The sequence below is a fragment of the Butyrivibrio sp. Su6 genome (assembly GCF_900108105.1).
In the GTDB taxonomy this organism is placed as follows: domain Bacteria; phylum Bacillota; class Clostridia; order Lachnospirales; family Lachnospiraceae; genus Butyrivibrio.
The window spans coordinates 12,022-27,970 of sequence record NZ_FNUR01000020.1 but is presented as its reverse complement, the minus strand read 5'-3'; the positions used below and the strand labels follow the sequence as shown (position 1 = coordinate 27,970).

The 15,949-nt window shown below is 40.0% G+C and carries 13 protein-coding genes; 11 read left to right on the top strand and 2 right to left on the bottom strand.

Going from position 1 to position 15,949, the window contains the following annotated elements:
• The first annotated feature begins 583 nt into the window (after nucleotides 1-583).
• Both C4S54_RS15685 and C4S54_RS15680 read left to right on the top strand, forming a co-directional pair.
• Nucleotides 584-868, top strand: coding sequence for a hypothetical protein (locus C4S54_RS15685; RefSeq protein ID WP_103870327.1), 285 nt, complete (start codon nucleotides 584-586; stop codon nucleotides 866-868).
• A gap of 90 nt (nucleotides 869-958) precedes the next feature.
• Nucleotides 959-1,510: a flavin reductase family protein gene (locus C4S54_RS15680; RefSeq protein ID WP_103870326.1), complete on the top strand. Its 552-nt coding sequence runs from the start codon at nucleotides 959-961 to the stop codon at nucleotides 1,508-1,510.
• An 87-nt stretch (nucleotides 1,511-1,597) separates the two neighbouring features.
• Here C4S54_RS15680 and abc-f read toward each other — a convergent pair whose 3' ends face one another.
• Entirely contained in the window at nucleotides 1,598-3,616 is a 2,019-nt protein-coding gene (abc-f, locus tag C4S54_RS15675; RefSeq protein WP_103870325.1) for a ribosomal protection-like ABC-F family protein, read from the bottom strand.
• Between the two features lie 155 nt (nucleotides 3,617-3,771).
• Here abc-f and C4S54_RS15670 point away from each other — a divergent pair, with 155 nt between their 5' ends.
• From C4S54_RS15670 to rho, 5 genes are all read left to right on the top strand, one after another.
• Entirely contained in the window at nucleotides 3,772-4,404 is a 633-nt protein-coding gene (locus C4S54_RS15670) for a CPBP family intramembrane glutamic endopeptidase (protein WP_103870324.1), read from the top strand.
• 59 nt (nucleotides 4,405-4,463) lie between these two features.
• Nucleotides 4,464-5,810 carry an NCS2 family permease gene (locus tag C4S54_RS15665; protein WP_103870329.1) on the top strand — a complete coding sequence of 449 codons (1,347 nt, stop codon included), beginning with the start codon at nucleotides 4,464-4,466 and terminating at the stop codon, nucleotides 5,808-5,810.
• A 100-nt stretch (nucleotides 5,811-5,910) separates the two neighbouring features.
• Nucleotides 5,911-6,843: an FtsH protease activity modulator HflK gene (hflK, locus tag C4S54_RS15660; protein ID WP_103870323.1), complete on the top strand. Its 933-nt coding sequence runs from the start codon at nucleotides 5,911-5,913 to the stop codon at nucleotides 6,841-6,843.
• Between the two features lie 14 nt (nucleotides 6,844-6,857).
• The gene (gene hflC / locus C4S54_RS15655; protein WP_103870322.1) at nucleotides 6,858-7,739 is read left to right on the top strand and encodes a protease modulator HflC; all 882 of its coding nucleotides are present in this window, start codon (nucleotides 6,858-6,860) and stop codon (nucleotides 7,737-7,739) included.
• Nucleotides 7,740-8,055: 316 nt separating this feature from the next.
• Entirely contained in the window at nucleotides 8,056-9,573 is a 1,518-nt protein-coding gene (rho, locus tag C4S54_RS15650; protein ID WP_103870321.1) for a transcription termination factor Rho, read from the top strand.
• Between the two features lie 70 nt (nucleotides 9,574-9,643).
• On the opposite strand, the gene C4S54_RS15645 is transcribed toward rho, so the two are convergent.
• Nucleotides 9,644-10,525 (bottom strand): PilZ domain-containing protein, encoded by an 882-nt coding sequence (locus C4S54_RS15645; RefSeq protein WP_103870320.1) that lies wholly within the window; start codon nucleotides 10,523-10,525, stop codon nucleotides 9,644-9,646.
• A gap of 125 nt (nucleotides 10,526-10,650) precedes the next feature.
• Here C4S54_RS15645 and C4S54_RS15640 point away from each other — a divergent pair, with 125 nt between their 5' ends.
• The 4 genes from C4S54_RS15640 (at nucleotide 10,651) to C4S54_RS15625 (ending at nucleotide 15,927) form a co-directional block, all read left to right on the top strand.
• A complete protein-coding gene (locus C4S54_RS15640; protein ID WP_103870319.1) occupies nucleotides 10,651-11,349 on the top strand; it encodes a YggS family pyridoxal phosphate-dependent enzyme in 699 nt (232 codons plus the stop codon).
• Between the two features lie 103 nt (nucleotides 11,350-11,452).
• A complete protein-coding gene (locus C4S54_RS15635) occupies nucleotides 11,453-11,725 on the top strand; it encodes a hypothetical protein (RefSeq protein WP_103870318.1) in 273 nt (90 codons plus the stop codon).
• A 105-nt stretch (nucleotides 11,726-11,830) separates the two neighbouring features.
• Nucleotides 11,831-12,976, top strand: coding sequence for a GGDEF domain-containing protein (locus C4S54_RS15630; RefSeq protein ID WP_103870317.1), 1,146 nt, complete (start codon nucleotides 11,831-11,833; stop codon nucleotides 12,974-12,976).
• A gap of 296 nt (nucleotides 12,977-13,272) precedes the next feature.
• A complete protein-coding gene (locus tag C4S54_RS15625; protein ID WP_103870316.1) occupies nucleotides 13,273-15,927 on the top strand; it encodes a right-handed parallel beta-helix repeat-containing protein in 2,655 nt (884 codons plus the stop codon).
• Nucleotides 15,928-15,949: the final 22 nt, after the last annotated feature.

Sequence of the window (15,949 nt, the reverse complement as noted above, 5' to 3'; positions counted from 1 at the left end):
AATAGAATCAATAGTTTCAAAAAACTTCTTTTTGATGTATGATGCTTTCATGAGTGCCTCCTTAAATCAATGTGTGGTCGGATACCTTTGATTTAAGGGGCCGCCTTTGCTAAAGCTTCTTTAGCAAAGGCGGCCGCACTTTTTGAGGCCTGTGTCAAGCCCTAATTTAAAAATTTTCAAATAAAAAAGTGATTCTTACGTTCTTTGTAGAATCACTTTTTCTTTTGCAATAATGTTTTTGATATGAAAGTATATATGAATTTCCTTAACTAAATGACATTGCTACTGTTCTCGGAGTCAGAGCCCGAGGCAACTTGTACCTAGCCACACCGAAGGTGCTTGCCATTGACGGGTTCTGAGGAAAACGCTACAATGCTGAATCCGACGGTGAGATGCAATCTACTGTTCCCATCATCATCACCGTCGGCTCGCAAACCAAGGCGTTTTCCTCAGGTTCAGTCAATGGTGGCGTATGGTCTCATAACAAACATTCACTTTTCACATTTAATGTGAGACAATTGATAGAGGATATTAAATATAACCAGATATACGCAGAACTAAGTATAAGAAAGAAATATGAGCTATGAAGAATATAATTATTTGTCTTATTGGCGAAGAAGATGAGATTCTTGCAAAACAGGTTTCTATGCTTAAGGAAAGGCATAATGCGAGTGTAAAAAGGATATCTTTAGAAGAGGCTGAAAGCATAATATCAGCAGGTGCTGAGGATACGTTGTTTATTAGTGATTACGAAGGCTTGGCTAATAAAGCAAGAGAGAAGGGCATGAGTGTAAATAGCCCGCAGAAGATGAAAGAATCCTATGAAAAAGCAATGGAAATGTTAAAAACACTTGGAAATATAAAATGATGTTATATGCATTGATGATTTATGCTTGAATAGAATACTTCCAATAACAAAACGGAAGATTAATGTGAGGTATATCAAAGGAGGAATAAAATGAGCAGAGTAAATTTTGGCGCAAAACCACTCATGTATCCGCAGCCGGTTCTTATCATTGCAACATATGATGAAAATGGAGTACCAAATGCTATGAACGCAGCATGGGGCATTACGACAGATTTTAAGGAAATTACGATCAGTCTGTCTGAACATAAGACTACTGACAATCTGGCTAAAAGAGGCGCTTTTACAGTAAGTCTTGCTACTGAAGGTCAGGTGATTGCCTGTGATTATGTAGGCATTGAATCAGGAAGAAAGGTTCCTGATAAGTTTGAGAAAGCTGGATTTCATGCAACCAAGAGTGATTTTGTAGATGCACCTCTTATAGATGAACTTCCTGTTGCTCTTGAATGCAAGGTAAAGAGCTTTAATGACGGTATCCTTATTGGAGAAATTGTAAATGTTTCTGCAGATGAGAGCGTAGTTACTGATGGGGCTGTTGATGTTAAAAAGGTAAAACCAATCAGCTTTGATCCATTTGCAAATGCTTATTATGGCATTGGTGAAAAAGTTGGAAATGCATTCAAAGACGGGGCGAAGCTTAAGTGAAAATGCATTTTTAATAAAAATGGCGCATTTATGATTTGACCCATAAATATAGCACTGATTTCCTATAGGGAATCAGTGCTATTTTTCTCATTCTGACAATGTTTCCCATTCATCATAGAGAGCAGCAAGTTTATCCTGAATGTCAGCCTGCTCGTCTGAGAGTTTTCTGAGTTTGGCAAGGTCTGTTCCGACTGATGGTTCAGCGAGAAGTTCGTTTATTTCACCATCGCGGGCTTCTAACTTGGCAATTTCTTCCTCACATTTTTTGAGTGCAGCTTCCTGTTTACGCTTTTGAGCCTGAGCTTCTTTCTGGGCTTTCCAGTCCATAGCGCCATTTGAAGAACTCTGAGTTGAAGCAGTAGAGCTGCCATTTAATGAAGGTGCAGAAGCTGCTGCGTTTGAAGAAACACCATCTGGCTGGGAAGCAGAATATTTAAAACTTCCGGATCCAAGGCTGCTTCCGTCATTGGAAGAAGTTTCTCCAAAGAGCCTTGAATTCTGCTCATCCGCATGCTCCATGTAATAATCATAGTTACCTATGTAATTGACTACCTGGCCATGGGTAAGGTCAAGAATCCTGGTGGCTGTTTTATTGATAAAATATCTGTCGTGGCTTACATAGAGGACGGTTCCCTCGTAGCCTGATATTGCACTTTCAAGAATTTCCTTACTGGTTATGTCAAGGTGGTTTGTTGGCTCATCGAGGATAAGGAAGTTTGCGTCTGAAAGCATAAGCTTTGCAAGAGAAACTCTACCCTTTTCGCCACCTGACAGATCGCCGATCCTCTTAAATACGTCATCTCCTGTAAAAAGAAAAGCAGCGAGAGTGTTACGTATCTCTGTATTGTTCAAAGTAGGATAAGCATCTGATATCTCTTCAAATAAAGTCTTTTCATCGTGAAGAACGTGATGCTCCTGATCGTAGTAACCAATCTTTACTTTTACACCAAGTTCGATTTTTCCTGAATCAAGGCTTTCTATGCCATTTATCATTTTGAGCATGGTTGTCTTACCGGTTCCGTTGTCTCCGATGATCGCCACATGCTCGCCCTTTTTGATCTCAAAGCTGATGTTGGAAAAGAGCTGTTCACTGCCAAATGACTTGGAAATATCTGTAACGGTAAGAACGTCCTTGGCACTTTCGCTTGAGGGCTTAAGTGAAATCTTCATTTTGTCATCAATGGTAGTGGGCTTATCAAGTACTTCAATTTTATCAAGCATCTTTTCACGGCTTTCCGCACGCTTAATTGATTTTTCTCTGTTAAAGCTCTTTAATTTGGCGATGACTTCTTCCTGATGCTTGATCTCCTGTTGCTGCTTGACATATGCTGCAAGCTCAGCGGCACGCGCCTGTTCTTTCTTTACTGCATAGGTGCTGTAATTACCGGAAAAAGAACTGACTTTTGTATTTTCAACTTCGATGATCTTACCTGCGATCTTATCGAGGAAGTATCTGTCGTGGGAGACGATAAGTACGGCACCCTTGTAGTTTAAGAGATAGTTTTCAAGCCATCTGATGGAATTCATATCAAGATGGTTGGTAGGCTCATCCAGGATGATGAGATCAGGTTTTTGTAAAAGAAGCTTTCCCAAAGCAACCCTTGTTTTCTGACCGCCGGAGAGAGTAGATATCTTCTTATCAAACTCCTCCTGAATAAAGCCAAGACCCTTGGCAACGCCGAGAACTTCACTTCGCCATGCATAGCCTGATTCTCTTTGGAATTTCTCATGCATCTGAGTGTACTTCTCCATGAGCTTTGTAAGGTCATCGCCTGTAGTGTGCTTCATTGCTTCTTCGGCGTCTCTGATTTCCTGTTCAAGGTTTATGATATCTCTTTTTACCTCTGTGAGCTCATCGAGGATGGTGTTTTCTGAGGTGATATTCTGGTTTTGGGCAAGATAACCCCATGTAGTATCTTTGGAAAAAGTAACTTCGCCATCGTCTGGTGAGAGCTGACCGATTATCATTTTGATAAGTGTGGTCTTGCCTGCACCGTTTATGCCTACAATAGCAGCTTTTTCATTGTTCTCTATATGAAAAGACGCACCGTTTAATATATCTTTTCCGTCAAAGGATTTACACAAATTATGTACTGATAAAATCATTGTTCCTACTCCATGTAAAATGCTATGCCAACACATTTTAGCATGATAAGTAAAAACTTACAAAACTAATTAATTATTGGATAAATATGATTGACCTTGCAATGAGCTATATATATAATATGAATTGATTTTTTGATTGTTTAAAGGAGTTTGCCTTGAAACGAATATATATACCTATTGCATGGGAGATTGTTTTTGTAGTTGCTACGATAATCTGGCCCAAGCAGGCTTTTCATTTATTCTTTGCATTCTATTTTGGATTACTTACATACTTTTACTTTATATACAAGCAGTTTTCCTTCAGAAAGCTTTATAAGAACTTCGGAAGAGTATTAGGATTCTGGATTCCTGTTGCTATTACCTTTATTGGTCTTTTACTTGCAGGAAAGCTTAGGATGCTGATATCTTCACAGTTTTCTTTCCATATTGATGAAGGTGCTGTAAGTATAATAGTTCACAATGATCTGGTTCCAACCTTCTTTTACGCGCTTATGATGATCGTTATCAAGCCTGTGGCAGAGGAGCTTTTCTTTAGAAAGGCTCTTATCAGATTTGATAATAAAAAGCAGACTATCATCTTTGCTGTACTTAGTTTAGTCCTTTGTGCTCTTACGAGAGCTCATGGACCTTTGGGGATTTTGGAATGGGCTATCATGGCTCTTCCGGTTACAATTGCATATATCGCTACTAAGAACATTTATATATCTGTAATGGCTCACGTATTATTCGAGTTTTACGACAATATATATGAGGTTCTTTACACTGTTGGCAGAATCTTAAAAAGATAATGTCCGGTGTTTAATAAACAAATTTATAAATGTTTTTCAAAGGAGAGGAAAAAAGTATGTTGGAGAAGTGTTTCAAACTCAATGAGCATGGCACTACCGTGAAGAGGGAGGTGCTTGCCGGCTTAACTACATTCCTTACTATGGCATATATTCTTGCCGTAAACCCTAACATTTTGGGCACAGTAATGAATGCAAACGGCGTATTCGTTGCAACTGCGCTTGCTTCTGCAATTGCAACATTTGTAATGGCTTTCTTTGCCAATTACCCAATCGGTCTTTCAGCAGGACTTGGACTTAATGCTTACTTTGCATATACAGTTTGTCTTGGTGAACTTGCCGGAGAGGAGAATCCTTTCACAATTGCTCTTACAGCAGTATTCTGTGAAGGTATTATCTTCATTGTTCTTTCATTCTTTAAATTCCGTGAGCAGATCATCAACAGCATCCCACAGAATCTTAAGTTTGGTATTTCAGCAGGTATCGGTCTTTTTGTAGCATTCATCGGTATGCAGAATGCACACATTATCGTTGCTAACGATGCAACAGTAGTAGGACTTGGAAGCTTCTCTGATCTTGATATGGTTCTTGCACTTGTAGGACTCATCATTATCGCAACACTTGTACACTACAATGTAACAGGTGGTGTTCTTATCGGAATCATTGTTACCTGGATCATCGGAATGATCCTTCAGGCAACAGGTGTTTACACAGCAGCTAATCTTTTCCCTGATTTCTCACAGGGACTTCAGCTTGGCGCTATTTCCGAGACAGCATTTAAGCTTAACTTTGGTTGGGCTGCAACACACCTTATTCAGTTCATTGCTATCACATTCAGCTTCCTCTATGTAGATCTTTTTGACACAGTTGGAACAGTAGTAGGTGTTGCTGATAAGGCAGGCCTTCTTGATAAGGATGGTAACCTTCCTAGAGTTGGTCAGGTATTTATGGCTGACGCTGTAGGTACAACATGTGGTGCTTTACTTGGTACATCAACAGTAACAAGTTTCGTTGAGTCAAGTGCAGGTGTAGCAGCAGGTGGTAGAACTGGTCTTACAGCTCTTACAACTGGTGTAATGTTCCTTGTTTCAATCGTTCTTAGCCCACTGTTCCTTGCTATTCCTTCATTTGCAACAGCTCCGGCACTTATCTATGTTGGTATGCTTATGCTTATGTCAATTGCAAAGGTTAAGTTTGATGGCGACATCGCTGATTCAGTAGGTGCTTACCTTGCAGTAGTAATGATGCCTCTTGCATATTCAATCGCTACAGGTATCATGTTTGCAGTTCTTGCATGGGTTATTCTTAAGGTTGTTACTAAGAAGGCAAAAGATATCAGCCCAATCATGTGGGTAGTTTTCATTCTCTTTGCTCTTAGGATCGTAGCCCTTGTAGCAAATTTCCAGTAATTAAATGAGATATTGAACATATGAAAAAGGCTGGCGTGCTTGCGTGTATGCCAGCCATTTTTCTTTAGTTGTGTTTTTGAGGATTTGGAGAAAAGTATTAATGGGAAAAAATAAAAATGGCTTTGTAAAAAAGAAGATCAGCCTTAAAGTAGTCCTCCTGGTAATCGTGGCTCTTTTTGCGCTGACAGTAGTAAATGGCAGTTTCTATTCTGTAAAAGAGCAGGAGCAGGCAATCCTTACTATGTTTGGTAAGGTTGTGCGTGTTGATACTGCAGGTTTGTATTTTAAGATTCCTTATATTCAGCAGGTACATTTGGTAGATATGACTACTCATGGTATTGGTATTGGATATGTTCTTAAGGATGGACAGAACATAACTGTTGATGATGAAGGAGTTATGATAACTTCAGATTTCAACTTTGTAGATATTGACTTCTATTTGGAATATAAAGTAAGCGATCCTGTTGCCGCATATTACAACAGCGAAGATCCTGAGATGATCATGAAGAACATGGCGCTTGCCAGCATTAGAAATACTGTTGTCAATTATCCTGTAGATGACGTCATCACAACTGCAAAGGGACAGATCCAGGCAGAGGTAAAAGAGAGACTTACAACGGAGCTTGCTGAAAAGAATATTGGTATGTCAGTTGTTAATATCTCTGTTCAGGACGCTGAGCCTCCGACAGAGGAGATCGTTCAGGCATTTAAGTCTGTTGAAACAGCTAAGCAGGGAAAAGAAACAGCTGTAAACAATGCTAAAAAGTATCAGAGCGAAGAGCTTCCTAAGGCAGAAGCTGCTGCTGATAAGATTCTTCAGGATGCAGAAGCTTCCAAGCAGGCAAGAATAGCAGAAGCTGAAGGTCAGGTTGCGAGATTCAATGAGATGTATGAGCAGTACAAACTCCAGCCTTACATCACAAAGAAAAGACTTTTCTATGAGACAATGGAAGAACTTCTTCCTGATCTTAAGGTTATCATCACTGATGGGAACACACAGCAGATGCTTCCACTAGATAGTTTTAACGGTTAAGGAGGATTGAGACAATGAATGAGAAAAAAGGTATTTTAGGTTATGTGATCATTGTTGTTGTTCTCCTTGCAGCGGTACTTGTGGGATCATCAACATACGTAGTGCATCAGAATGAATATGTTACAGTAAGAAGATTTGGAAAGATAGTTGCTATAGCGCAGGATCCCGGTCTTCATTTCAAGACACCTTTTATTGACAGCACCCAGTCAATTTCAGCAAAGGTTATTCTATATGATATTCCTCAGTCAGACGTTATCACAAAGGACAAAAAGTCAATGATAACAGATACATATGTACTGTGGAAGGTAGCAGAACCTCTTAAGTTTGTTCAGACACTTAATGCCATTGAGACAAGAGCAGAGGAGAGAATTGAGGCTTCTGTATACAATGCAACAAAGAATGCAATTTCATCCATGACACAGGATGAGGTTATAGAGGCAAGAGGCGAGATGCTTACACAGCTTATTACATCAGAAGCTAATTCTGATATGGCTGGTTATGGTATCACAATCGTTCAGGCACAGATCAAAGCTTTGGACCTTCCTGATGATAACAAGCAAGCTGTATATGAGAGAATGATCTCAGAGAGAAACAATATTGCAGCTTCTTATACAGCCCAGGGTAATGCTGAAGCCCAGAAGATCCAGAATGAAACTGATAAGCAGGTTGCCATCATAAAGGCTCAGGCTGAAAAAGATGCAGCGGTCCTTGAAGCAGAAGGAGAGGCAGCATATATGGAGACCCTCTCTAAAGCTTATGACACAGAGGATAAAGCTGAGTTTTACAGCTATATAAGAGGCCTTGATGCTCTTAAGGGATCGCTCACAGGCGATAAAACTTTAGTTCTTGATAAAAACTCAGAACTTGCCAAGATACTTTACGGAAATTTTAATTAAACAGTTTTTATTGCTCTCTGTACATTTTTTGTACAGGGAGCTTTTTTGATTTTTGCCCATGGTTACGCGGGAAAAGATTGCAAAAGATATTATTATATAAAACTAAATGATAAAAAATTGAAAAAAGTAGTTGATTTTCTTTTAAGTATGTTGTAATGTATTTGTGACGTAACGATAGCTTACAGTATAAGTTATTTCTAATTGGACATAATTCGTCTATTCGACGTACATCGTTCGAAGATCCCACGTTAACAATTGTTGTTTATAGGATATAGGTATTGTTTGAATAGTGCATTGTGCACGGAATGGAGTTAATTTGAGAGAAAAATACGAAACTTTAAAACTTAGTGATCTAAGGGAAATTGCGAAGACCAGAGGTATTAAAGGCGCGTCATCCATGAAAAAAGCAGAGATCATTGATCTTATGTGCGAGATGGATGAAAAAGAATCTGATAAGAAGCCTGAACACAAGGAAGAAAAACCTGCAAAGGCCGTAAAGTCTGCAAAAGCAGAAAAAGCTGAAAAAACAGAAAAGGCAGAAAAAGCTGATGCTCCTGCGGAGAAGGCTCAGAACCATGAAAAAAGCGGAGTCCACAAGAAAAACATTGTGGTTAAGACAATAAAAAGAGATGAGCAGGCTGAGAGCGCTAAAGCTGAGCCAAAGAAGGAAGATGCAGCTGCAGCGGCACCAGCAGAAGCTCCTGTTGCAGATGGAGATCCTGCAGATGGAATCCTTGAAGTTATGCAGGATGGTTACGGCTTTATCAGATGTGAGAACTATCTGCCTGGTGAGAATGACGTATATGTTGCACCAAGCGTGATCAGAAAGTTTAATTTGAAAACTGGTGACATCCTTAAGGGCAGATGCAGAGAGAAAAAAGAATCTGATAAGTTTGCAGCACTTGCAGTTCTTGATTCAGTAAACGGATACAAGCCTGAAGTTGCAATGGGAAGATGGAATTTTGAGAACATGACACCTATTTTCCCTAATTCAAGAATTAAGCTTGAGCAGCCAGGTTCATCTGTTGCTATGAGAATCATGGATCTTATCAGCCCAATAGGTAAGGGACAGAGAGGTATGATCGTATCACCTCCTAAGGCTGGTAAGACAACACTTCTTAAAGATGTTGCAAAATCAATCTTAAAGAACAGCCCTGATATGCACCTTCTTATCCTTCTTATTGATGAGCGTCCTGAGGAAGTTACAGATATTAAGGAATCAATCGAAGGTTCAAATGTAGAAGTTATCTATTCAACATTTGATGAGCTTCCTGAGCATCATAAGAGAGTTGCAGAAATGGTTATGGAGAGAGCAAAGCGTCTTGTTGAGCACGGCAAGGATGTTGTAATCCTTCTTGATTCCATCACTCGTCTTACAAGAGCTTATAACATCGTAGTTCCACCATCAGGAAGAACTCTTTCAGGTGGTCTTGACCCGGCAGCTCTTCATATGCCTAAAAAATTCTTTGGTGCTGCCAGAAACATGAGAGAGGGCGGAAGCCTTACAATCCTTGCAACAGCTCTTATTGAGACAGGTTCAAAGATGGATGATGTTATCTACGAGGAATTCAAGGGAACAGGTAACATGGAAATGGTTCTCGACAGAAAACTTCAGGAAAAGAGAATTTTCCCTGCTATCAATATTCCAAAGTCAAGCACCAGAAGAGAAGATCTTCTTCTTTCAAAAGAGGAGCTTGCAGCTATCAACAGCCTGAGAAAGGGATTCAATGGTATGAAGGCAGACGATGCAGTTGATCAGTGCATCAACCTCTTCTCAAAGACAAGGAACAATGTAGAATTTGTTCGTATGGTTGAAAAGCAGATCCGTTATTAAAAACATTAAGCCCATGTCGCAGGACATGGGCTTTTCTTAGATATTTCTATGATGATATTTTCTGATCAGCTCAGATATCGCGCAGATCGAGGAGATTCGCAATATCCCTTGCCTGCTGTGCCATTTTTTCTTCCTTCTTCTTTTGACGAAGAGATTTATCGGTTATGTGTTCTAAGTTGGCAGGATCCAAAGGATTGGTTCCGTTTGAAGTAATATTGAGAGATTTTTTCTCTGATGGCGTTATATCTTTTGCAAGATCTTCTTCAACTTCCTGGATCTGCTGAGCCTGTGATATTTCAGGATTAAGACTTATCTCAGACGACTCTGCAGATATGTTATGTTTCTCATTTCTCTTTTCGGATAGAAGACCAATAAGATCAACATTTAAATTGGATATGCTGCATCCGACAGCTCTTTTGCCCTGAACCTCAAAATTCCTGACTACCACAGTGCTGACTTCGTAATTATGGAGTGTAGCACCGTATCTGAACATGACATTTAAGTGATCCCCCGGCTTTAGACTGGTGTTTTTATCAAGGACAAGGGAAAGGCCTCTGAGCGAAATGTCATGAACGAGACAGTTCTTTAAATCGAGGTTGTTTCCATTTATGGACATAAGACCAAGCTTTTCTATGTAGAAGCGCTCAGCTTTTCTGGAGTTTTCAGGTTCAAGCTTGGAAGAAGCTCTTATAAGATGAAAATATCCATATCTTGTTTTTACAGGAGTGATAGTTGTGGACATGAATCTATAGATACGGCCATCGCGCTTGTTGAGAACCTGGACCTGCGATGGCTCCAGGAACTGCATGTATTTGCCAAAGTACTCCATTGGCTTTACAAGGAGACCAGCGGATACTCCGAATATTGCCTCTGTCATAAGGACAATACTATGGCCGCCGATCGCTGCATAGATTTTTATTTCAGAACCATTTGCAATGTCATTGACATTCATTTTGGTAACCCCTCATGTTACGTTTTCATATAGTATATGTATTCGTATCCCCTAGAATTATGATATAATAAGCCCCAGAAAAAATAAAGCGGAAAAACGTTTGATTATTAAATGGGGATATGATCATGATCAAGGATAATCTTGAATTTGTAGAGAAAAAAATCTGTGAGGCATGCGAAAAAGCCGGGAGAGACAGAAGCGAAGTCACTCTCATTGCAGTCAGCAAGACCAAGCCTGTAAGCGATATCAGACAGGCCATGGACTGCGGAATAAGAGTTTTTGGTGAGAATAAGGTCCAGGAGATCAGGGATAAGCACGAAGTGATCACAGAGGATGTGGACTGGCATATGATTGGTCACCTTCAGGCCAATAAGGTTAAATATCTGCCGGGAATAGTCAAAATGATCCATTCTGTAGACAATGAAAAGCTGGCTCTTGAGATAGAAAAGCAGTTTGCAAAAGCAGGTATTGTGGCAGATGTGCTTATAGAGGTTAATATGGCCGGTGAGGACACCAAGTTTGGACTTGCACCGGATGAGGTGATGGACTTTGTTAAGACTATCAGCAGTCTTGAACATCTAAAGATAAGAGGGCTTATGACCATTGCCCCTTATACCGATGATCCAGAGAGCAACAGAGTCTATTTCAAAGGCCTTAGAGAGCTGAAAGATAAGATAAATGCAGCAAATATTCAGGGCGTTAAAATGGACACTTTATCCATGGGAATGACGGGAGATTACCAGGTTGCTATCGAGGAAGGCGCAACATTTGTACGTGTGGGAACCGGCATTTTTGGAGAAAGAGATTATTCAAATATTAAATAAATATAAACGAATTTACACTAAAAGAGCCAGATAGTATAATGATTTTATACTATTTGACTCTTTCTTTTTTGAGGGAGCAATTCGATTTTTGAGGGCGAGATATATGCTAAAAACGACTCCATTAAATAAGAATTACACACTAGATCAGATTAATCATCTGATCGAAACGGGGCATATTTTTGTTACTCCTTTCGGGCTTAACAGAACAGCATATATTGTTGTTAATCATAAGCCCTTCATGGTCATTGCTACTGATATTTCTATCAAAGGTGTCCAGCTTAGCGGAGCATGGTACTCCTGGGAAGATCTGGAGGCTATGGGAGGCGTCTACGAGTCTGAATTTGATGCGCTTAAGGCTATTGCCGGAGGAGCGTGAACCCCAAATTATAAACAAAATATAAAATCGAATGAATTTTGGTCACAAGCAAAAAGAATCGTGATAAAATTCATTCAATTGCACAAGTATGGCGGAGGTTTTACTTTGGGGTACGAATTTTACTACATTGAAGCCTATTTGGCTTGCTTTTTCTTACTTGGAATAATTCTTTTTAAAATAGCTAGAGGTGTTAATAAAGACCTTTCAACAGTTTATCTTGGCGATATCGTCTTTGTTACAATGCTTTATTTTATAGCAGAGATATTCTGGGCACTTGTTGATAGCGGCGTTATCAGCAACTCAAAGCCTTTCCTTTATTTATCCAACATATTTACATATTTGCTTATAAGTGTTGATGCGTATCTTTGGTTCATTTTGTCTGAAACTCTACAAAAGGGAAAGATGGTAGAGAAGGACATTGCAAGACTTCTGATAAGTATACCTGTCTGGATTTCTGCGATTTTATGCATTTCAGCCTATAGAACAGGTTTAGTATTTTACGTGGATGAGAATAACGCCCTTGTGGGTGGAAATCTCTATCTGATACTTATAGTAGTTCCTTTCGGATATCTTCTTGCATCTTCAGCTAAGGCTTTTTACAGAGCTTTGGACAAGGACAGATATGCCGATAGGGGCATGTACTTTATGATAGGCGTATTTCCATGTATGCCGATCATACTTGGTATCTTGCAGGCAGTATATTGGAGAATACCGTTTTTGTGCTATGGAATTGTAGCCGCAGTTTTTTATGCATATATTACTCAGACAGAGAGTCTTATCTCTTTAGATCCGCTTACTCAGTTAAATAACAAGAATCAGATGTTCAGATATCTTACCAGGAAGATGAGAGAAGAAGAGCCTGGAATGTCTCTTTTTATCCTTCTTATTGATATCGATCATTTCAGAACTGTAAATGAAACATATGGACATCTTGAAGGAGATAACGCTCTTATCAGAATTTCAGACGCCATCAAGGAAGCATGCCAGGGCCCTAGAAGCAGGTTCTTTGTATCAAGGTATGGCGGAGATGAGTTTGTGGTAGTTGCAGAGATGTCCTACAGGGCAGAAGCTACGTGGCTTGCAGATCAGATAAAGAACAATGTAAAACGCATTACTGAAAGCTATAATACCAACTATGATCTGTCAGTAAGCGTAGGAATCGCCCAGTACGACTTCGAGTCACCAATATCGCTCCAGTCCTTCATCGCAAGAGCGGATTCAGATCTTTATAAGCAAAAGAAGATCAATTGAAATAATAAGCATGCATTTAACCTGTTAAGGTTATATCGCATGCTTTTTTTTCAAAATAAAGAACTAACCAAATTGATGATCAATCCCCCTATCATAAGTGCTGCAATAATTGCAATCGCATATATAAACTTCATTCTTGCCATATATTTTATTCTCCCGTGTAAAGTTTTGTTTGCTTTCTATTTTTTGAATTATCAGTAAGTATAGCATACTGTTTTAGTGATATACTAGTATTGTAGCTATATTTGTGTCTGTAAATAAAGAATTCTGAACACAGTGTTATTAGGAGGGGGAATATGCAGATATACGTAGCGGGCAATGTGCTTAGGAGCGGTGACGGAAGCGTTAATCATCCTTTTAAGACTATTCAGGAAGCAGCTGATATAGCAGTGGCTGGTGACACTGTCCTGGTTGCTCCCGGTATATACAGAGAGTGGGTAAGACCTAAAAACTCAGGCACCGCAAAAGAGAGAATCGTCTATAAGAGTACATCAAGGGGCGAGGCTGTGATCACAGGCTCCGAAGAATTAAAGGGCTTTGAAGCCTTTGAAAATGTCTGGAGGATCAGGATTCCAAACAGCTTTTTCGGAGATTACAATCCATATATTTCTGAAGTTGCAGGCGACTGGTTCAAGACTTCAGATAAAAATCCCCACACAGGTGAATTATATCTTAACGGAAGATCAATGACTGAAGTATTTGATCTGTCTTTTTGTATGCATCCCAATAAGGATAAGAGTTCCTGGGACCCTGATTTTTCAGAGTATGTCTGGTTTACAGCCCAGGAGGATAATAATACAGTCATCTATGCCAATTTCCAGGGAAAAGACCCAAATCAGGAGGATGTAGAGATTTCTGTCAGAAGGGCGTGCTTTTTCCCGGAGAAAAAGGGCCTGAATTATATTACAGTAAGTGGTTTTATGATCAGGAATGCTGCGACTCAGTGGGCACCGCCTACAGCTATGCAGGAAGGAATGATGGGGCCTAACTGGTCAAAGGGATGGATCATAGAAGAGTGTGAGATAGCTGAGTCAAAATGTGTTGGAATAAGCCTTGGAAAGTACTATCAACAGGGCAATAACAACAAGTGGACTTCTTATTGGTTAAAAGATGGCACGCAGACCCAGAGAGATGCAGTGTGCCAGGCAGTTAATGATGGCTGGGACAAAGAAACAGTTGGATCTCACATTGTCAGAAGATGTGATATACATGACTGCGGACAGGCAGGAATTGTAGGCCACATGGGATGTGCTTTCTCAATCATCGAGGACAACCACATCCATCATATAAATAATAAACATAACCTTGAAGGCGCAGAGATTGGAGGTATCAAGTTCCACGCTGCAATAGATGCGCAGATCAGAAGGAACCATATCGACCACTGCACAAGGGGAATATGGCTTGACTGGGAGGCACAGGGAACAAGGGTTAGTCAGAACTTCCTTCACGATAATGTTCCGCCAAAAGGAACTATCATAGAAAGCGGGCTCTCCCTTGGAGAAGATATATTTATCGAGGTATCCCATGGCCCGACAATTGTTGATCACAATTTGCTTTTGTCTGATATTGCAGCAAGGATCAGTGCTCAGGGAATTGCCTTTGTGCACAATCTTATAGCCGGTTCTTTTACCTATGTTGGAAATGGAACAGACAATGGTGGGAAAAAGTTTGCCACAAACAGATATACCCCATATCATGTGCCACATTCTACGAAGATTGCAGGCTTTATGACAATACTTCACGGTGATGTGAGATTTTATAACAACATTTTTGTTCAAAAGCCGATAAGACAGGACCTTCTGGACTACTGCGTTTCAAAAGAAGCTGACACCATAGACCGCAACAATTTTATATGCGGAACCATTCCTTACAACGCCTATCCAAGTCCTTCTGAGTACTTTGGAAGATTTGGCAAAAACGCAAGAAAGACTTTGGGCTCCAATGATCTGTATTATGATCATCTGCCGGTTTATTTTGGAGGTAACGCCTATTTTAATGGCGCAAGGAGCTGTGATTTTGAGACCTCTGCTCACATAGATCAGGGACACAAGATAAGCCTTTATGTGGATGAAGAAGAGGGAAGGTATACACTTCATACCAATCTTTATGAGTATCTGCCAAGGAACTTTACAGTTCCTGTTAATTCGGATTCTTTAGGTCTTGCCTTTGAACCGGAGGAGAGATTTGAGAATCCTGATGGAAGCTCTATCTTGTTTGATACAGACTATTTTGGCAGAAAAAGAGGGCGATTCCCTGTTGCAGGACCTTTCGAGGAATGTGGCAGTGACAGGTTTACAGTTCAGACTCCGTTGTTCTATTCCTATAAGATAAAGCATGATGAGAATGCGAGAATAGAAGAGAAGAAAGAAAAAGAGGAAGAAGATATCAGGTATGAGTCAGAGCCTGAGATGGTCGCAGATACCACGGGCTTTGAGACTGACCTTGGTGACTATGTTGCAGAAGTTAATGCGAATGTTCTTTTGACCGGGTGCTCAAATGTGGGCATAAAGTTCCCGTTTGAGGGCGAGCTCTTTATAGTCAGCGACATGTTCGTTAAGGGGAACGAAGTGTGGCTCTATGATTCCACCAATGAAAAGCTTGTAGAGCTTGACTGCGAGTACGGAATATATCATAGTTTAAAGAAGTGGTCTGTGGGAGCGCTGCAATCACTTGACGTAAGTGATGACCCCAATGCTGAGGGACTTGTAAGGACAGCGGGAACACTTCTTTGCATTCTGAATAAGAGCCTGGCCCATGACCCTGTTGATACCTGCAGCACCATTGAAGAGAAGGTCAACAGCGGAATCGAGCCAAAGGGCATAAAGATGAGATTTAAACCCAAATATCTCAAATTTATAAGAGGGAAAAAGTTCATTTCACTGGAGGATGTTATCTATAGGATAAGCAGAGCATCTATGGATATAGTGACCGAAAGAATTGAGCATTTATAAAACTATAGATAAGGATTAAAAG

Coding starts and splice junctions, on each gene's coding strand:
- C4S54_RS15685 (WP_103870327.1), top strand. CDS start 584: ATGAAGAATATAATTATTTGTCTTATTGGCGAAGAAGATGAGATTCTT.
- C4S54_RS15680 (WP_103870326.1), top strand. CDS start 959: ATGAGCAGAGTAAATTTTGGCGCAAAACCACTCATGTATCCGCAGCCG.
- abc-f (WP_103870325.1), bottom strand. CDS start 3,616: ATGATTTTATCAGTACATAATTTGTGTAAATCCTTTGACGGAAAAGAT.
- hflK (WP_103870323.1), top strand. CDS start 5,911: ATGGGAAAAAATAAAAATGGCTTTGTAAAAAAGAAGATCAGCCTTAAA.
- hflC (WP_103870322.1), top strand. CDS start 6,858: ATGAATGAGAAAAAAGGTATTTTAGGTTATGTGATCATTGTTGTTGTT.
- C4S54_RS15645 (WP_103870320.1), bottom strand. CDS start 10,525: ATGAATGTCAATGACATTGCAAATGGTTCTGAAATAAAAATCTATGCA.
- C4S54_RS15640 (WP_103870319.1), top strand. CDS start 10,651: ATGATCAAGGATAATCTTGAATTTGTAGAGAAAAAAATCTGTGAGGCA.
- C4S54_RS15635 (WP_103870318.1), top strand. CDS start 11,453: ATGCTAAAAACGACTCCATTAAATAAGAATTACACACTAGATCAGATT.
- C4S54_RS15625 (WP_103870316.1), top strand. CDS start 13,273: ATGCAGATATACGTAGCGGGCAATGTGCTTAGGAGCGGTGACGGAAGC.